The sequence below is a fragment of the Pseudomonas sp. PSB18 genome, assembly GCF_014596565.1.
Lineage (GTDB): Bacteria > Pseudomonadota > Gammaproteobacteria > Pseudomonadales > Pseudomonadaceae > Aquipseudomonas.
Map to the genome: position 1 here is coordinate 729,253 of NZ_NOIN01000002.1, position 17,977 is coordinate 747,229.

General features: G+C 55.0%; 17 protein-coding genes and 1 pseudogene. 7 read left to right on the forward strand and 11 right to left on the reverse strand.

All coding sequences use genetic code 11. From position 1 onward, the window contains the following. Positions 1–53: 53 nt before the first annotated feature. Entirely contained in the window at positions 54–863 is an 810-nt protein-coding gene (locus tag CGA22_RS07385) for an alpha/beta fold hydrolase (protein WP_041023918.1), read from the forward strand. Between the two features lie 384 nt (positions 864–1,247). On the opposite strand, the gene CGA22_RS07390 is transcribed toward CGA22_RS07385, so the two are convergent. Further along, positions 1,248–2,213: an endonuclease/exonuclease/phosphatase family protein gene (locus CGA22_RS07390; protein WP_041023919.1), complete on the reverse strand. Its 966-nt coding sequence runs from the start codon at positions 2,211–2,213 to the stop codon at positions 1,248–1,250. A 232-nt stretch (positions 2,214–2,445) separates the two neighbouring features. Between CGA22_RS07390 and CGA22_RS07395 the strand changes: the two genes are divergently transcribed. Then, a complete protein-coding gene (locus CGA22_RS07395) occupies positions 2,446–2,688 on the forward strand; it encodes a hypothetical protein (protein ID WP_041023920.1) in 243 nt (80 codons plus the stop codon). Between the two features lie 342 nt (positions 2,689–3,030). Here CGA22_RS07395 and CGA22_RS07400 read toward each other — a convergent pair whose 3' ends face one another. Then, positions 3,031–3,435, reverse strand: coding sequence for a winged helix-turn-helix transcriptional regulator (locus CGA22_RS07400; protein ID WP_223194711.1), 405 nt, complete (start codon positions 3,433–3,435; stop codon positions 3,031–3,033). A 110-nt stretch (positions 3,436–3,545) separates the two neighbouring features. Between CGA22_RS07400 and CGA22_RS07405 the strand changes: the two are divergent. The 4 genes and pseudogenes from CGA22_RS07405 to CGA22_RS07420 form a co-directional block, all read left to right on the forward strand. Continuing rightward, a pseudogene (locus CGA22_RS07405) lies at positions 3,546–3,911 on the forward strand (NAD(P)H-binding protein); the annotation flags it as partial. Between the two features lie 312 nt (positions 3,912–4,223). Next, positions 4,224–7,631, forward strand: coding sequence for a hypothetical protein (locus CGA22_RS07410; RefSeq protein ID WP_188258526.1), 3,408 nt, complete (start codon positions 4,224–4,226; stop codon positions 7,629–7,631). Beyond that, a complete protein-coding gene (locus tag CGA22_RS07415; protein ID WP_041021884.1) occupies positions 7,628–8,089 on the forward strand; it encodes a hypothetical protein in 462 nt (153 codons plus the stop codon). The genes CGA22_RS07410 and CGA22_RS07415 overlap by 4 nt, the downstream gene beginning before the upstream one ends. After that, positions 8,086–9,330: a response regulator gene (locus CGA22_RS07420; RefSeq protein ID WP_188258527.1), complete on the forward strand. Its 1,245-nt coding sequence runs from the start codon at positions 8,086–8,088 to the stop codon at positions 9,328–9,330. Before CGA22_RS07415 ends, CGA22_RS07420 begins: the two co-directional genes overlap by 4 nt. Positions 9,331–9,627: 297 nt before the next feature. Here CGA22_RS07420 and CGA22_RS07425 read toward each other — a convergent pair whose 3' ends face one another. From CGA22_RS07425 to CGA22_RS07450, 6 genes are all read right to left on the reverse strand, one after another. Next, a complete protein-coding gene (locus CGA22_RS07425) occupies positions 9,628–9,993 on the reverse strand; it encodes a DUF6124 family protein (RefSeq protein ID WP_041022351.1) in 366 nt (121 codons plus the stop codon). A 596-nt stretch (positions 9,994–10,589) separates the two neighbouring features. Continuing rightward, positions 10,590–11,225 (reverse strand): SCO family protein, encoded by a 636-nt coding sequence (locus tag CGA22_RS07430; RefSeq protein WP_041022352.1) that lies wholly within the window; start codon positions 11,223–11,225, stop codon positions 10,590–10,592. After that, on the reverse strand, positions 11,222–12,121 hold the full coding sequence (cyoE, locus tag CGA22_RS07435) for a heme o synthase (protein ID WP_139641563.1): 900 nt from the start codon (positions 12,119–12,121) through the stop codon (positions 11,222–11,224). The genes CGA22_RS07430 and cyoE overlap by 4 nt, the downstream gene beginning before the upstream one ends. Then, positions 12,109–13,188 (reverse strand): COX15/CtaA family protein, encoded by a 1,080-nt coding sequence (locus CGA22_RS07440; protein WP_188258528.1) that lies wholly within the window; start codon positions 13,186–13,188, stop codon positions 12,109–12,111. The genes cyoE and CGA22_RS07440 overlap by 13 nt, the downstream gene beginning before the upstream one ends. A gap of 10 nt (positions 13,189–13,198) precedes the next feature. Next, positions 13,199–13,792: a hypothetical protein gene (locus tag CGA22_RS07445; RefSeq protein ID WP_041020144.1), complete on the reverse strand. Its 594-nt coding sequence runs from the start codon at positions 13,790–13,792 to the stop codon at positions 13,199–13,201. Beyond that, a complete protein-coding gene (locus CGA22_RS07450; protein WP_041020145.1) occupies positions 13,758–14,495 on the reverse strand; it encodes an SURF1 family protein in 738 nt (245 codons plus the stop codon). The genes CGA22_RS07445 and CGA22_RS07450 overlap by 35 nt, the downstream gene beginning before the upstream one ends. A 70-nt stretch (positions 14,496–14,565) precedes the next feature. On the opposite strand from CGA22_RS07450, the gene CGA22_RS07455 reads away from it, so the two are divergent. Then, positions 14,566–14,769 (forward strand): twin transmembrane helix small protein, encoded by a 204-nt coding sequence (locus tag CGA22_RS07455; protein ID WP_024778455.1) that lies wholly within the window; start codon positions 14,566–14,568, stop codon positions 14,767–14,769. Between the two features lie 6 nt (positions 14,770–14,775). Here CGA22_RS07455 and CGA22_RS07460 read toward each other — a convergent pair whose 3' ends face one another. The 3 genes from CGA22_RS07460 to ctaD all read right to left on the reverse strand — a co-directional run bounded on the left by CGA22_RS07460 (position 14,776) and on the right by ctaD (position 17,949). Further along, the gene (locus CGA22_RS07460) at positions 14,776–15,663 is read right to left on the reverse strand and encodes a cytochrome c oxidase subunit 3 (RefSeq protein WP_041020146.1); all 888 of its coding nucleotides are present in this window, start codon (positions 15,661–15,663) and stop codon (positions 14,776–14,778) included. Between the two features lie 24 nt (positions 15,664–15,687). Then, positions 15,688–16,239: a cytochrome c oxidase assembly protein gene (locus tag CGA22_RS07465; RefSeq protein WP_041020147.1), complete on the reverse strand. Its 552-nt coding sequence runs from the start codon at positions 16,237–16,239 to the stop codon at positions 15,688–15,690. Between the two features lie 117 nt (positions 16,240–16,356). After that, positions 16,357–17,949: a cytochrome c oxidase subunit I gene (gene ctaD, locus CGA22_RS07470; protein ID WP_024778458.1), complete on the reverse strand. Its 1,593-nt coding sequence runs from the start codon at positions 17,947–17,949 to the stop codon at positions 16,357–16,359. Between the last annotated feature and the right edge of the window lie 28 nt (positions 17,950–17,977).

A 17,977-nucleotide genomic window follows, 5' to 3' on the forward strand; every position in this document is an offset into this window, starting at 1 on the left:
CATGTGCCGCCCAGGGCCGCACATGAGCACCGCCTACCCATAAATGAAAAGGAATGATCATGCTCAATATCAAATCGCTCTTGGCCGCCACCATCACCGCAGCAATGGCGCTGACTTCCCTTCAGAGCACAGCCGCCGCGCAACCCGACGCCGCCAAGCCCACCGTCGTGCTGGTGCATGGCGCCTTCGCCGAATCGTCCAGCTGGAATGGCGTCGCCACCCGGTTGCTGAGCCAGGGCTACCCGGTGGTGGCAGCCGCCAACCCGCTGCGCGGCGTGAAGCAAGACGCCGACTATGTCGCCGACATCGTCGAGCATACCGCTGGCCCGGTGATCCTGGTAGGCCACTCCTACGGTGGAGCGGTGATCACCAACGCCGTGCATGACAACCCGCGGGTCAAAGCGCTGGTCTACGTCGCGGCCTTCGCCCCGGACAAAGGTGAAACCGCCATCGAACTGTCGGGCCGTTACCCGGGCGGCACCCTCGGGCCGACCCTGGCCGCACCGGTGCCACTGGACGACGGCAATAAAGACCTCTACATCCAGCAGGACAAATTCGGCCAACAGTTCGCCGCCGACGTTCCCGCCGCCGAGTCCGCACTGATGGCCGCCACCCAACGGCCCATCAGCGAGGCGGCCTTGAAGGAAGCCTCTGGCGACCCGGCCTGGAAAAAACTGCCGTCCTGGTTCATCTACGGCTCGGCGGACAAGAACATCCCCGAGGCTGCCCTGAAGTTCATGGCCGACCGTGCGGGCTCGAAAAAGACCGTCACCGTCCCAGGCGCCTCCCACGTGGTGATGACGTCCAACCCGGAGAAAGTTGCGGATCTGATCGTTGAAGCGGCGCAGGCCAGTTCCAAATGATGATCGCGTACTGACTAAAAAACCCGGCGCAGGATGCTAATGCCAGTCAGTTAAGGATCAAACGGCACAAACCCTGTGGGAGCAAAGCTTGCTCGCGATAGCGACAGATCAGTCAACATCGTTGCTGACTACTTACCGCAATCGCGAGCAAGCTTTGCTCCCACAGGTTTATGGCTTAACTGATCGGCATCAGGCGCAGGACGCCGGTTTTTTTATTACGAAGCGCCCCAAAAAGCGCCGCTCAATCAGAGATCAGACCCCATTCCCCCTGTGGGAGCGAGCCTGCTCGCGATGGGGCCCTGTCAGCCGACATCTCCGTTCACTGACAGAGCACTATCGCGAGCAGATTCGCCCCCACAGGTGATGGACCAATCAATCAACTGCTTAAAACCTCATCCTGAAAACAAGCGGGCAATGGTCAGAGCCCTTCATCGGCACAGGAAACTCCGATAACGAACCGGCCACATAGCGCTTTCTTAACTCGCGAGTCATCAATGCGTGGTCAATGAACCATTTGGAGCCTCCGCCCCGGCATTCGGGAAGGGCCTCATAACCTTCGGTTGGGCGAAACAATCTGGCAGCAGACGGCTCGCCATCTGAAAGCTCAGCAAAAAGACTCACTTCTGGCGCTGTTTCGTGTTCAACCTCCGCGTCAAATCGACGATTGAAATCGCCGATAATCATTGCGGAAGCGCCAGACTGGATTGCCTTATCGAGCCAGGTTTCCAGGGCTGGTGCTTGCCTTCTAAGCACGTCGCAGGTGACGACCCCGTTGGCTTTATCGCGCTCGGTCGCATAGCCGCTGTTCAATGCCTGGTCAAAACAGCCACTTTTGAGGTGTACGGATAAAAGCTTGAGGGTCATGCCCTTGATCGTCACGGGTAACTCCGCGCCATGGCGAGCATGACTCTTGAAGGCCTCTCCAAGCGGGCGAACATCGCCGAGCCTCCCGACCTCAAGCCTGCTGGATTTGCGGACAACAAACCCCGTGCGCTGTATCCAAGGGCTCTGCATGTTCACATAGAAATCGTACTGATCCTGCGGCCAGATCTGCTGAAGCGCCTCAGGACTCTCGACTTCCTGCACGGCAATCACATCAGCATTCAGCTGTGCCGCCACGGCTTTCATGTCCGCTATCTGCGCCGGCGATTTGCATTCCCACCGGTAGGGGTGTGTTTCTTCAAGTCGCTCGCGATCAGCGGCCTTGATTTGGGAGCACTCCTCGAACTGACGCTGACTGAGCGGAGCCGACCGCTGCCATTCCAGGTTCCATGTTGCGAAGGTGAGGGTTTCAGCCAGGGCCGGGTGTGAGAGGCAGGTAAGCGATAAGGCCAAATACAGTGGTTTCATGGCGGGAGAGTTCCAAGCGCGATGGCGGTGGGAGTCCAGGAAACGGCACTGCTTTTAGCCGCTGTTTGAGCGTAGCAGCCACCTTGTCGCTACAGAGTTCTATCCAAATGAAATCCTACCCACCTACCATGCGGGTGACGTACTGGTCAGCATCGAGGCACAGGTCAACGGCGGTATCGGCCCGCAACGCACCCTCTCGACGTTAATCATCAAGACCTGACTGGAGACCTATATGTCCGTAATTACTCAGGTGGTCATTGCCTTGGTGGTGTCCTTTCTGCTCGATCGGTTTCTCAAGCCGTATCTGCTGCGCAAGTGGCTGGGAGTGGCGTTGGTGGCGACGGGTGCGGTTGGTTCCGTTGTGGCAGGCCAGAGCCGCTTGTTGGGGTTTGATCTGGGGTTGTGGGCGGTTTTTGCCGTGGCGATTGGGATGGGATTGTTCATGAAGCGGCGGCGGTTTGAGCAGGTTGATTGAAGGGCAGGCAGATGGCCCCGTGGCGAGGGAGCTTGCTCCCGCTTGAGTGCGAAGCACTCATAAAAAACGCCACGCCGCCCATGTCAGTCCACTACCTTGTGGCGAGGGGATTCATCCCCGCTGGGCTGCGAAGCAGACCCAATACAGTCAATACGTCTGTCTGACGCACTATTGCTGCTTTCCTGTTAGTTTTCCTTTGCAGCAAGCACGTTCCTCCAGTACGATCCGTGTGCGCGCAGGCTCTGTGTTGGTGGTTCACAACAATCTCTTCACGGTTTCTGCTGCTGCTCCCCTGACGTAGGTTGTGCTTCATCAGGGTCGAATTCCTAAACAAAAGCCCGCTTACGCGGGCTTTTGTTTTTTTAGCCTCTTCTCTACTGAGCGGGCCCGATTAGTCCCCAACCTCACCCTCCAACCGACCCCGCCGCACCGCACCGCCATAATCTCCGGAATCTTCTCCTCAATCCAATTCACCATCACCTCAAGATGCTCCGCCGCCTCCCGCCCCAACGGCGTCAAGCTGTACTCCACATGCGGCGGCACCACCGGCAGCGATTTGCGGTTGACCAACCCGTCCGATTCAAGCCCCTGCAACGTCTGCGACAGCATCTTCTCACTGACCCCGCCAATCTTGCGGCGCAGCTCGCTGAAGCGGTGCATTCCGCCCAGAAGGATGACCAGCACCAGCACACCCCAGCGGCTGGTCATGTGCTTAAGGACTTCACGAGAAGGGCTGTCGGCGCTCAGTACATCGCCGCGTCAAACAGCGGCGGTAAACGGCTCGGAATTTCCGGTGGGTGTGTCCACGATACTTACCTTTATGTACGTACTTACAAAAAGTTACTTTGGTCTCTAGGATGGCTTTTCGTCCTTTCCCCATCAAGGTATTTGTCACGATCGCCATCACCGGAGCCTCCGGCCAACTGGGCCGTCTCGTTATCCAGTCCCTGCTTGAACGCGTGCCAGCCGAGCAAGTCATCGCCCTGGTCAGAGACCCCGGCAAAGTCCAGGACCTCGCCGCACAGGGTGTGGTTGTGCGCACAGCCGACTACAACCAACCGGCTACATTGACCGCCGCGCTCAAAGGTGTCGATAAACTGCTGTTGATCTCCTCCAACGAACTGGGTAACCGCGCCGCCCAACACCGCGCCGTGATCGATGCCGCCAAGGCCGCGGGTGTCACACTCCTGGCCTACACCAGCGTCCTGCACGCCGATACCTCCATCGGGGCTTTGTCGTACTAAAGATGGCGGAGGCGATGGGATTCGAACTCTTGGACTATTACAGTGGACAGTTTTCAAGGCGAAGAATTAACTGTTTAAAATCAATATGTTGGGCCCGCTAGGTTTCCACATCAACGTAGTTCGGATTGGCGTATTCCAATCGAATGATGCCAAGGTATGAAAGCTCATGGGCTCTTGGACTGGACAGTCTGGTGGCATTTCAATATCGTGAATGTTGATGCGAATGGCAATGAGCTTCTATTTCTTGTTCAGCTTTGGAGAGTAGCTAAATGGAATTAAGAGAGTACATGAATGAGCTCTAAACGTCAGAAGCTCGTTATCACGTCCGCGAAAGAGTTTGTAAGAGCTATTCATAGTTATTCTAAAGCAGGAAGGAACTCAGCGCCTTCTTTGCGGCTTGGCTTAGGAAACGCTAGGACCCTCACAGATAGCCTGCAGTTTTCTAAAATTGTTGATGAGATTCGAATAACACCTCTCTATTTAAAATTAATAGCGCCGACCCAATTCCCGGAGTCTCTCTCCGATATGAGGAAGGGTGTGCCGGCTATTTATAGGCTGGAGTCGCAGGAGGAGCTGATCTGGACAGCTGCCGTGTTATCGGTTTTTAAAGAAAAACTTAGTGGTTTTTTACTAATTAAGAATGAATTTGATGAGGCATTTTTAAGTGGGAAGTTTCAAGAGGCGCTGGATTTGCTCGTGCAAATCGAGAAGATTTATGGTGTTTCAATTTGGTTGTTGAAAAATAAAATTAGCGTACTGCAACTAACTTATGGGTTGAAGGAACAGAAGGATTTTTTGGAGGAGATAGTGAGTACTGAGTTTTTCAGTATTCATGGTGCATTAGTCGCATATCACACAAGTCTACGCAGCGAAGAAAATGTAACTTTTGCGGAAGTGGAAAGTGAGCTAGAGGCATTTCCTGGCGATATTTCATATTATTTTACTTATCATTTGACGCCAGCGAACCTAGATAGGATTGAGAACACAGCTATAGTGCAGTCAGTCGAGGAAACTCAAACTTTGATCGATAGGCTATTAGCTCACATTGCGATGCTTAAGTTGTACTTTGCGCGAGATGAAGGTACCGAACGCGCTCTGAATGAAATTGTTAGGCTATCATCGTGGATACCTGATCCTTCAATTCAAAATATTGTTCATTTGGTTACCAAACAACCAGCTCCTATTAATGCTAATGAGCTAAACATTTACGAGAGATATGCATTAGGTCAGTACGGAATCAAGAATGTTAAAAGTGCGGAGATGCTTGAGGTCTTAGCTTATGATAAAGCGTATGGTAATGACCATGGAAATGAGGGCAGCAAAAGCATAATTAGTGAAGCTATTAGCTTGATGGCCAAAACTGTAACCTATGCAAGCGAGCAAATTAAAATAAAAAATAGACTTGGTAAGCTGGCGATGATTTCTCCATCCTTATCATTGTCGATAAATATATCGAATTTTCTTGAGAATGCTGGGCATATACCAGCGGTTGATAAAAAAACGCTGAAATCAAATCTGTCTTTAATCTGCGGTTCGTTGGCTAATCCGAAAAGCTGGAGCTCGCTAAAGGATAGAAGGTTTGCGCGTGGCTTCGTTGCAGATCTCACAGCGGATCAGCTTGAGTTCAATACAGTGAAATTATTTTACTATATGGAGCTTGGTTTTGAGGAAGGTACTCGAGGGATACTAGCTCTAAATTTGCCGGACTATCGGGTTAATACATATGCTGGGCATTTGGCGTATAAGTTAGAGAGATATAATGATGCGGAAAAGTATTATGCACTAGCATTAGCATCTCCTATTTCTTTTCCTAAAGATAGGGTGAGATCATACTTATTCGACTCCGTGTTTGCTCAGGGAAAGATAGAAGTGGCGGTCAAGCTGGCAGTGGAACACTGCTTGTGCAATCCTAATGTTGTCGATTTATATCCATTGGCAAAGCTATCCAATGCTGCTTTAGCTATAAAAAAACTCAGGTCAGATATTACCACCGCAATACTCATACATTTAACAGCACGTCATGTTCATTCAAAGTGGGAAAGAAAACTTTCTGATATTCATGAGAATGTACTCTATGTCGCAGGTGTAGAAAAGCCCTCTGAGCTTATTAAAGTGCAGTCAAGATATGAGTTGGTAATGCTTATATACTTTCTAAGATATGTTTGTGTATCAAGGATTCTGGATGATAGCAGCGCGTACGATTCTGTAGAGGAAATTGAAGCGGAACGAATCGCTATATGTCAGTGGCTGGCTGTCATCGATCCAGATTGTAAGGCTGCATATGCATCTGAAATTAAGGATATTACCAGAAATGAAAATATAGCGAGTGTTTGGCATCAATTTCAATCGAGTAAGGTTTATGTAGATGAGGATGGTCTTAAAAATTTCCTTGCTCCTTCGTTCAAGGAGACGTTTCATAGATATATCATTCTAAGGGACTCACCTTCGCTTAACACCCAAGCTGAAAAATTAGCAAAGGCCTTGGAGAAAATACTAAAGGACGTCAATTCCGGCTTTAAGAACATAAAGTTACCTGCTTCGGAAGCAGAGTCGTTATTCGATACTATGATTTACCAGTTTTTGAGCGCGTTTGCTACTCATCCAGCCTATGGTCTCGATACTCATCTATCCACAGCTGTTAGGCACGGCGTCTTTGAAGGACATATACGTACAGCGCTTATTAATGTTTTGTGTACAAAGAATGAAAGTGGGTATGTGTTGGCGGAGTTGCTTCAACAAAAAATCGCCTGCCATGGTGATGCAGTTGACAATATGCGAGCTGCATTTGGTAGGTTCACCAAGAAGATTGAATCCCTCATAGAGCTATATTTGACAGATTACTTTCGTATTTGCTCGGATGTATCACCGTCAGGACTATTTAGTTTTTCTCTATCGGATGAGATGCGTTCTGAAGCCATGGTCCGGATGAGTACAATATCCGATTATGATGACTTTATGAGTGAGTTTTTTTCGATAGCATGGCTCCTTACGGAAAACTCAACCGAGATGATAAAAGATCACCTGGCAAACTCGCTGGGCAAGCAGATTTACCAAGCTTTTGATCTAGTTCTTGATGGCTTGAAGCCTGCGCTTAATAATATTGCCTTTGCCATAGTCGAGAAGGAAGTAGTTGAAGCTAGGCTTCGTATTCAGAGAACTTTGGAAGATATGGCGGGATGGTTTAATCGACCTCAAACCTCACATCCAGAAGAAATCGATATGGAGATGGTGGTTGTAGTTGCGCTTAAACAAATTGCTAACTGTTACACGAATGACAAGCTCATTCCATCAGTTGATTACTCCATAAATCGTAAGATCCACGGACGGTTGTTATCAGGCCTGGTTGAGACGCTGTTTATACTTTTACAGAATATTATTATACATGGTGGAGTGACCCGCGATCTCAAGGGTGTAGTGTTATTATTTGGATTTAAAGATAATTCTCTCTTGATTACTTTGGAGAATCCTATTGGGTGTTCAGTTGATATTGCCCAGTTGCAGTCCAATATTTTTGAGTCGCTTGAAAGGTACAGGGCCGGAGCGGGCCTAACGAAAGCCAGTACTGAAGGTGGTTCTGGATTATCTAAAATTTGGCGCATCATGGAGTTTGAAATTAAGAAGCCTCATCATCTAGAGCTTGAAACGAATGGGCGTAGCTTTAGAGTCGTATTGACAATTGAGGATATTGATTTTATATGAAAATATATATTATCGAAGATGACCTTCTTAAGTTAGAAAAAATACAGGCCTTCCTCAGGTCTATATTGCCTCATTCTGACTTGAATAACTATGGGAGCTTTAATAGCGGACTAAGGGCTTGCGAGAGCGATACGCCTGATATCGTTATTTTAGACATGGCTCTCCCCACTTTTGATCGGCAACCAAATAAGCGTGAAGGCAGATTGCGTCCATTGGGTGGTTACGATTTGCTTAGAAAATTTTCACTTAAAAATCTAACGGTCAAGGCCATTGTTGTTACTCAGCTAACAGAGTTTGGTGACGGTGTAGAGGAAATGTCCTTTGGAGAAATTTCAGAGGTTTGTATTGAAGAGTTTCCAGAAATATTTTTGGGAAGTGTTTACTTTGGGCAGGCTAGCCTAGAATGGCAAAGCAAGTTGAAAAGTTTTATTGAAATATATCAGAGGGAATTAGTTTGAAGGTCTTGATCGTTGAGGATGAGCAGGAAAAGCGTAGGCTGATCAGTGAGGCCGTAAATAGCGCTGATGGTATGGTTTATTCTGATATTGATTATGCTCACGATTTAAGTGCGGCGAAAAGAAAGTTGCAGAAAAACAAGTATCAGCTAGTTATATTGGATATAAATATTCCTCCAGATTCGGTATCGACAGCTGCCACTGGGCTCGGTTTGGAGTTGCTGGATTTCATTAAGAACAATCTTAAAGCAATCAAGCCGACCTACGTAATTGGTATGAGTGCTTACCGCGAGGGGGTTGACGCCGCGGCAGAAGATTTCAATTTTCCTCTTTGGCGTTTCGTCGATTTTTCATATGAGCAGATGGGTTGGCAGTCGACGATAAAAGATGCCGTTGAATATCTTAATGATAACAATAAGCCGCCGTATACTGCAGATGGTAATAATTACCATACGGACTTATGTATATACGTTGCGCTTGAGGAGGAGCTGGCAAGTATAAAAAATTTGCCGGTCGATTGGGTTCCAATAAAGGTGGCTCATGACGATGCACGCTACTATAAAACGCAGTTTAAACGAGGTAAGACAAGCCTGGATGTAGTTGTCGTTGCATCACCCGAGATGGGGATGCCAATTGCGGCAGTATTTGCCGCTAAGTTAATCCATACTTTTCGTCCAAAGTATCTGGGTATCGCGGGGATATGTGCGGGAGTTCATACTAAATCGAAGATGGGTGACGTACTTGTCGCCGATCCGTGCTTTGATCTCGGAAGCGGAAAATGGACGCTGGACAAGAAAGATGGCGAGTTAAAATTTTTGCCAGCTCTTTATCAGCGACGCTTGGATGATACTTTGCGAACTAATATTAGCTTGCAGGGAGATAATAAACTACTATTAGAAAATATCTGGAAAGGTTTTCATTATTCTAAACCTAAGGATCATCCTGAGGTAATAGTTGGTCCCATGGGTAGCGGAGGTTCAGTACTTCAAGCACTTGAAATGATGGAGCAAGCTAGAGAGAGGCACAAAAACCTGATAGGTATCGAGATGGAAAGCTACTCAGTGTTCACCGCATGTGAATTCGCTTCTGCTCCGAAGCCGCGTTGTTTTTCCATGAAAGCTGTCTGTGATTTTGGCGATTCTAAAAAAGCTGACGATTACCATGACTATGCTGCCTATGTAAGTGCAAGCTTTCTCTATGAATTTGCTCTTGAGCATTTGACATCACGGCATGATCCATCCTAAAGATTATGCTTCTTTCAATCAGCATTGCGTTTCGCTCGTCTAGGGGCAGATCTATATCTTACTTGACGACGTGCCACTGAAATTCATCAACGGCAATCCATAAGCTGTTTTTGCCTGGTGGCGGACCTCCGCGACCTCCAACAGCGGAATCGGCTCTGGTTCTTAGACGTTCATCTCAGTGGCTTGAAATCTGCTAATGAGATGAGTGCTATTGACCGTTTTCGGTCACTTGAGGAGGGCGAAGGCAAAAAGAAAACCCGGCGCAGAACGCCGGGTTTTTCGTTGTGAAACGCTTACTTATTGCCCGGGCTCCACATTATCCAACACCCGATTCGCCAACAACGAACTCAACTCAATCAACTGCTGAATCCCCAGCGCAACATGACGCCGTGACCCTTCCAGCTCGAAGGCGAGGTCACTGACCATGGCATCAGCCGAAGCCAGCGTCTCCGTGAGATTGGCAAGCAAGCATTCATCATCAAGGTCTTTCACAACCGTAAATATCTGCCCCGGTTTGGGTTCCTCTTCCGCCTTCGTTGGTTTCGGTTTCAGATAAAAATCCAGCGCACGCGTGGCAGCTTCGTCGAGCTTTTTGGCGTTGATGCCGGCGGCGGAGGGGGAGGTGGAGTCTGCTTCTGGTGGGTTCGGCGTTATTTTGAACATTGGTGTGATCCTGTAATGGGCCGCACCATTTCGCTACTAAACGGATGGAGGCGGCTGTGCGCAAGTTAGTAGACCGGTGATCACACCAAACCCGGCGCGCCCGAAGGCGCCATGCGCACAGCCACCATCAAGAACAGGCAAATGCCTGCTGATGAGACGCTTGTGCAACCGAAGATGTGAACCGGGCTACTAAACCCGACCACTGATGGGCAGTGGCAGGAAAACAATAGAACCCCGGAACAAGGCGCACAAGCGGGCGGATTCTGGCGTAGTTGTAGGCAAAGGCGCAAGGATGCGTGGCTTGCTGGTGGGGTGTAGGTGGGGGCTGTAGGAGGGTGGCTTTTTGGTGATGCGGGGGGATTGTTTGGCTTTGGGATTGGGTTGATTTCATCGCGAGCAGGCTCGCTCCCACAGGGGGTGGGGCAGGAAGATCCTGTCCTCCCCCAGCCAATGTTGATTGCAGTTAGCCTTTTGGGGGCTGCTGCGCAGCCCAGCGGGAGCAAGCTCCCTCGCCACAATGAATCAGTAGCCACAATGAATCAGCAGCCACACTGAATTGGCATGGCTTAACTGAACGGTGTTGCCCCATCGCAGTGCTATTTGCGCTTGAGCATCTCCGGCAACTGCGCCACCAGTTTCTGATTATTCAACGGCGCGCGGATGAACCCACGTTGGCTGCCGTCCGGGCCGATGACGGCGAGGTTGCCGCTGTGGTCGACGGTGTAGTTGGGTTTGCTGGTGTCCGCCGGGATGAACGGGATGCTCACTGCATTCGCCAGTTTTTGCAGGTCTTCGATGGATGCGGCGGTGAGGCCTATGAACTGTGGGTCGAAGTAGCCCAGGTATTGCTTGAGCTGCTTGGGCGTGTCGCGGTTCGGGTCGACGCTGACCAGTACGATCTGCAACTTATCCACAGCCTCTTTCGGCAACTCGCTCTTGATCTGGCGCAGTTGGGCGAGGGTGGTCGGGCAGATGTCCGGGCAGAAGGTGTAGCCGAAGAACAGCAGGCTCCATTTGCCTTTCAAGCCGTCCACGGCCACGGGCTGGCCGTCCTGGTCGGTCATTTTCACGTCCGGCAGGGGGCGGGCCTGGGGCAGCAGGATGATGCCGGCGTCGATCAGCGCCGTCGGGTCGCCTTCACCCTTGCCGGACAGCACTTTGTTGACGGTGAGGCCGAGGATCAGCGCGATCACGGCCACGAGGGCGAAGACGGTTTTCTGGGTTCGGGTCATAGGCTCAACAGTAAGTAATGATCTACAAGCAGGGCGATGAACAGCAGGAACAAGTAGTAGATAGAGTACTTGAACGTGTTGATCGCCGCGTGCGGCCGACTGCCACGGTACAACACCACGGCCCATTGCAGGAACCGCGCGCCGAGCACCAGCGCACACACCAGGTAGAGCAGCCCGCTCATCTGGATCACGAACGGCATCAGGCTCACCGCCAGCAGCACCAGGGTGTAGAGCAGGATGTGGATTTTGGTGTAGTGCTCACCGTGGGTCACCGGCAGCATCGGGATGTCGGCCTTGGCGTATTCCTCCTTGCGATGGATCGCCAGGGCCCAGAAGTGCGGCGGGGTCCAGGCGAAGATGATCAGCACCAGCAACAGCGGTTCGGCGCTGACGTGGCCGGTGGCGGCGACCCAACCCAGCAGCGGCGGTGCGGCACCGGCCAGGCCGCCGATGACGATGTTCTGCGGCGTCGCGCGCTTGAGGAAACCGGTGTAGACCACTGCATAACCCAGTAAGGAGGCCAAGGTCAGCCAGGCCGTCAGCGGGTTGGTGAAGGCCAGCAGCAGGGCCTGGCCGATCACCGCCAGGGCCAGGGCGAAGGTCAGTGCGGCGGCCGGCGAAACCCGGCCTTCGGCCAAGGGGCGTTTGTGGGTGCGGGCCATCACGGCGTCGATGCGTCGGTCCACCACGTGGTTGACCGCCGCTGCGCCGCCGGCACACAGGGCGATCCCCAGGTTGCCGAACACCAGCACCGTCCACGGCACGCCGGCGCGGGTGGCGAGGAACATGCCGACCAGTGAGGTGATCAGCATCAGCACCACCACTTTCGGCTTGGTCAGCTCCAGATAGTCGCGCCAGATCGCCTGGCTGCGGCGTGCACCGGTCAGGGTTGCCATGGCATCTCTCCTTTTATTGTGATGGGGCTGGTGCCGTGTTTATGCGGGTTGAACCGCCAGCGCAGCGGGACTTGATGCTTGACCCGGACCAGGCTGGTGCGGGCGTGATAATTGACCAGCACCAGGGTCAGCAGCAGCGCCGCGCCCCCGGCGTTGTGGGCGACGGCCACCGGCAGCGGCAGGTGGAACAACACGTTACTGATGCCCAGGGTGATCTGCGCCGCCAGCGCGACCAGCACCAGGCCGGCGAGGCGGGTCATGCCCACCGTTTTCAATTGCCAGGCCAGGCCCAGCAGCACCACCGTCACCAGCAATGCGCCGATTCGGTGGGTCAGGTGAATGGCGGTGCGGGCGTCGCTGTCTAGCTGGCCGCCCAGGTAGTTCGGGCCGATGTGTTGGGTCAGGTGGAAGCCGTTGGCGAAATCCGCCGCTGGCAGCCATTGGCCGTGGCAGGTGGGGAAGTCGATGCAGGCCACCGCGGCGTAGTTGGAGCTGACCCAGCCACCGAGGGCGATCTGTCCGATCACCAACAGCAGCCCGGCCGTGGCCCAGTGTTGCAGGCGTTTGGGCACGGTCAGCGCCGGCAGCACCCCGGACAATCGCAAGGTGAGCAGGAACAGCAGGCTCAACGTCGCGAAGCCGCCCAGCAAATGTCCGGTCACCACTTGCGGCCATAACTTCAGGGTTACGGTCCACATGCCGAATGCCGCTTGCGCGAAGACCACCGCCAGCAGGAACAACGGCAACTTCAAGGGCTGGCCCGGGCGGTGGCGGTTCATCCAGGACCGTGCCGCCAACGCTACGATCATCAAGCCCAGGGTCCCGGCGAAGTAGCGATGGACCATCTCGTTCCAGCCCTTGTGGGCTTCCACCGGGGTATCGGGAAAGTGCAGTTCGGCATGGGCCAGTTGGGCTTCGCTCTTGGGCACGCTGATGAATCCGTAGCAACCGGGCCAGTCCGGGCAGCCGAGGCCGGCGTGGGTCAGGCGGGTGTAGGCGCCCAGCAATACGACGATCAGTGCCAGCAGGGTGGCAAACAGCGCAAGGCGAAATCCTGGTTTGGCCATGTCGATGCCCTCATCCGATGTTCGACAGTTTCAGCAGGTGCCGCAGGTCGTTGAGCAGGTCCTTGCCCTTGACCCGCGCGTCGTAGCGCAGCACCAGGTTGCTGTGGGGATCGATGATCCACAGCTGGGCGCCGTCGGTGTTCTGGACGTCTTTCTGATAGACCGGCAGGTCCAGCGGGTAGCGTTGCAGTTGCGGGTATTCGCGCTGCAACTGGGCGTCGTATTCGGCGTCCAGCGGTTGGGCGATGGCCAGGGCATGGCTGGCGCGGGAAGCGTCGCGACCGAGGCCGATCTGCACCTGCCGGGCCAGGTACACCAGTTGCCGGCAGTCCACCGAGCACTCCTTCGGCGCCGTGACGAGGATCTGCCAGCGCTGTTCATCGGCCTGTACGCCGATCTCGGCGCGGGTCTGGCCGGTGCCGATCAGTTCGCCGTGATAGCTGCGGCTGTCCGGGACCCAGAACTGGAATTTGTACATGCCGGTGGCCAGGATCATCGGGCCGATGACGCCGAATACGATCAGCAGCAGTTGCAGGCGTCCCTTGCGACGGCTAGGCGTCGAGGGTGCCTCAGACGTGTTGGTTGGATTCATGGCGGTTCCCATGGTGTCTCCCTGCGTTATGCCATCCGAGATAAAGAAAAAGGCCGAACAGTGCCGCCGCCATGGCGAACCACTGCACGGCATAACCGAGGTGTTTTTCCGGCCCCATGCTCACCACCGGCCAATCGGTCCGGTAGGCGCCGGGGCCGCTTTGTTGACGCAATTCGTAGGCGAAACCGTTGCGATCCAGCTCGGCCCAGAGCTTGGCCGGCTCGATGGCGGTGACCAGGCGCGGCCATGGTGCACCGCTGGGGTCGGCGTGGAGCTGGAACGTGGTGCCGGGCGCGACGTAGACCCAGGCTTCCAGGCTCAGGGGCTGTTCGGGGGTGTCGAAGACCGGCGGGGTGCGGCGGTCAGGCCAGGGCAGCCAGCCGCGATTGACCAGCAGCCACAGTCCGGTGCGGTGGTCGAGAAAGGGTTGCAGCAACTCGACGCCGACCTTGCCGTCGTGCTGGCGGTTATCCAGCAGGATGCTGTGCTCGGCGTCGAACTGGCCCTGCAGCGTGACCGCTCGAAAGGCCGGATCGCTGGTGTGCGCAAGCTCGGCGCTGTCCATCGGCGGCGCCACGCGACGCTCGGCGTAGTTCGCCATGAGCACGCGCTTCTGTTCGCCCCGGCTCAATTGCCAGAAGCCCAGGCACACCATGACCGGCACCAGGATGGCCACCACCAGTGACGGCACGAGGCCCGGCCGGAAGCCTTTCATGGCGCCGCCCGAAAGTCATCGAACGGGAAAGCTATACTCACGTGCATCGCGTCCCCCCGGAGTGTCCCTGATGCTAAAAGCAGCCATCGTCCTGATGCTGATCGCCACGGTTGTCAGCCTGTTCAGCGGCCTGTTTTTTCTGGTCAAGGACGAAAGCGATTCCAATCGCCTGATGATCGCCCTGGCGATTCGGGTCAGCCTGGCCGCTGTCACCGTCGGCTTGATCGCCTGGGGTTTCTTCAGCGGCCAGTTGGTGTCTCACGCGCCTTGGTAAAGAGCGCTAGAGCACGTAGACAAAGATGAACAACCCGATCCACACGACATCGACGAAGTGCCAGTACCAGCTCGCCGCCTCGAAACCGAACTGATGCTCGTTGTCGAAGTGCCCGCGCATGATCCGCATCAGCATGACGAACAAAATGATCGTGCCGATGGTGACGTGGGCGCCGTGGAAACCGGTGAGCATGAAGAACGTCGCGCCGTAGACCCCGGAGCCCAGGGTCAGGCCCAGTTCCTTGTAGGCGTGCATGTATTCTTCGGCCTGGAAGCCCAGGAACGCGCAACCCAGTAGCACGGTGATCGCCAGCCAGAGCTTCAGCGCGCCACGGTGGCCTTTTTTCAAGGCATGGTGGGCGATGGTGACCGTGACGCTGGAGCTGACCAGCAACACGGTATTGAGCAGCGGCAGGCCCCAGGGGCTGATGACTTCCTTGGGCGCCGGGAAGAGTTTCGGGTCGGGGTTGTTCAGCAAGGGCCAGGTGAACTGGAAGTTCGGCCAGAGCATATGGGCCACGCCCTTGGTGCCTTCGCCGCCCAGGGCCGGTCCCGACACATGGCGCACGTAGAACAGCGCACCGAAGAAAGCGATGAAGAACATCACCTCGGAAAAGATGAACCAGCTCATGCCCCAGCGAAACGAGCGATCGAGCTGCGGGCTGTACAGCCCGGCGCGGCTTTCCTTGACCACCGCGCCGAACCAGCCGAACAGCATGTAGGCCACCAACAGGCCGCCGACGAAGAAGATCAGCGGGCCGTGGGATTCCGGTCGGGCGGCCTTCAGGTCGTTGAACCAGGTCGCCAGGCCATACACCGTGACGAACATCCCGACCGTGGCGATGATCGGCCATTTGCTCTGGGCCGGAACGTAATAGTGTTCGTGAGTTGCCATTTATTGTTCTCCTTATCGGGCACGCTATCGTTCAGTGTTTTGAGCCACCGGTGGATGACGAGCGGTGATATCGAACAGCGTGTAGGACAGCGTCAGGTGCTTCACATCCTTGGGCATGTCCCGGTCGACGATGAAGCGCATGGGCATTTCGATCCGTTCACCGGGTTGCAGCACTTGCTGGGTAAAACAAAAACACTCGGTCTTGTGGAAATACGCCGCCGCGGTGCTTGGCGCGATGCTTGGAACGGCTTGGGCGCTCATGGGGCGGTCGGTGGGGTTGTGGGCCACGAAGATCATCTCGTTCACCGCGCCCGGCTGTACCACCAGTTGATCGCCCTTGGGGTAGAAGTCCCAGGGCATGTCCACCGCATTGGTCGACAGGAACTGCACGCGCACCTGCCGCGACGCATCGGCCACCTGCTCGCCCTCGTACTGCCCGGCGGTCTTGCCATTGATGCCGAACGCCTTGCACATCACGTCGTAGATCGGCACCAGGGCAAAGCCGAAGACGAACATCGCCACCACCACGATCATCAGGCGGGTGACCAGTTTCTTCAGCGAAATCGAGTCAGCCATGGCTCTCAACCTCCCCACGAACCCCTGTGGGAGCGAGCCTGCTCGCGATAGCGGTGCATCTGGCACACCGAGTCGCGTCTATCGCGAGCAGGCTCGCTCCCACAAGGGCAACCGTGTTCATTTCACTTCCGGCGGCGTAGTAAAGGTGTGATACGGCGCCGGTGACGGCACGCTCCACTCCAGCCCTTCGGCGCCATCCCACGGCTTGGCCGGTGCTGGTGGGCCGCCGCGGATGGTCTTGATCACGATGAACAGGAAGAAGATCTGCGTGGTGCCGAACATGAACGCGCCGATGGACGAAACCATGTTGAAGTCGGCGAATTGCAGGTTGTAGTCCGGAATCCGCCGGGGCATGCCCGCCAGGCCGACGAAGTGCATGGGGAAGAACGCCATGTTCATCCCGATGAACGACAGCCAGAAGTGCAGCTTGCCGAGGGTTTCGTCGTACATGTGGCCGGTCCATTTCGGCAGCCAGTAGTAGGCCGAGGCGAAGATCCCGAAGATCGCGCCGGGTACCAGCACGTAGTGGAAGTGCGCGACCACGAAGTAGGTGTCCTGGTACTGGAAGTCCGCCGGGGCGATGGCCAGCATCAGCCCGGAGAAACCACCGATGGAGAACAGGATCACGAACGCCACGGCAAACAGCATCGGCGTCTCGAAGGTCAGCGAGCCCTGCCACATGGTGCTGGCCCAGTTGAACACCTTCACCCCGGTGGGCACGGCGATCAGCAGGGTGGCGTACATGAAGAACAGCTCGCCCACCAGCGGAATGCCCACCACGAACATGTGGTGCGCCCAGACGATGAACGACAGGAACGCAATGGCCGCCGTGGCGTAGACCATCGAGGTGTAGCCGAACAGCGGCTTGCGCGAGAACGCCGGGATGATCGAGCTGACGGCACCGAAGGCCGGCAGGATCATGATGTACACCTCGGGGTGCCCGAAGAACCAGAACACATGCTGGAACAGCACCGGATCACCGCCGCCGGCGGCGCTGAAGAAGCTGGTGCCGAAGTGGATGTCCATCAGCATCATCGTCACGCAACCGGCCAGCACCGGCATCACCGCGATCAGCAGGAACGCGGTGATCAGCCAGGTCCAGACGAACAGCGGCATTTTCATCAGCGTCATGCCGGGGGCGCGCAGGTTGAGGATGGTGGCGATCACGTTGATCGCGCCCATGATCGAACTGATCCCCATCAGGTGGATGGCGAAGATGAAGAACGTCACGCTTTCCGGCGCATAGGTGGTGGACAGCGGGGCGTAGAAGGTCCAGCCGAAGTTCGGCCCGCCGCCCGCGGTGAACAATGTCGACACCAGCAGCAGAAACGCCGCCGGCAACAGCCAGAAGCTGAAGTTGTTCATGCGCGGCAGGGCCATGTCCGGCGCGCCGATCATCAACGGGATCATCCAGTTGGCGAGGCCGACGAAGGCCGGCATCACCGCGCCGAAGACCATCACCAGGCCATGCATGGTGGTCATCTGGTTGAAGAACGCCGGTTCCACGATCTGCAGGCCGGGCTGGAACAGTTCGGCGCGGATCACCATGGCGAACGAGCCGCCCAGCAGGAACATGGAGAAGGCGAACCACAGGTACAGCGTACCGATATCCTTGTGGTTGGTGGTCAGTACCCAGCGCATCAGGCCCTTGGCGGGGCCATGGGCGTGGTCGGCGCCGGCATGACCGTGGTCATCGATCACAGCACTCATGTCCTTTCTCCTTCGAACGAATGGGCTG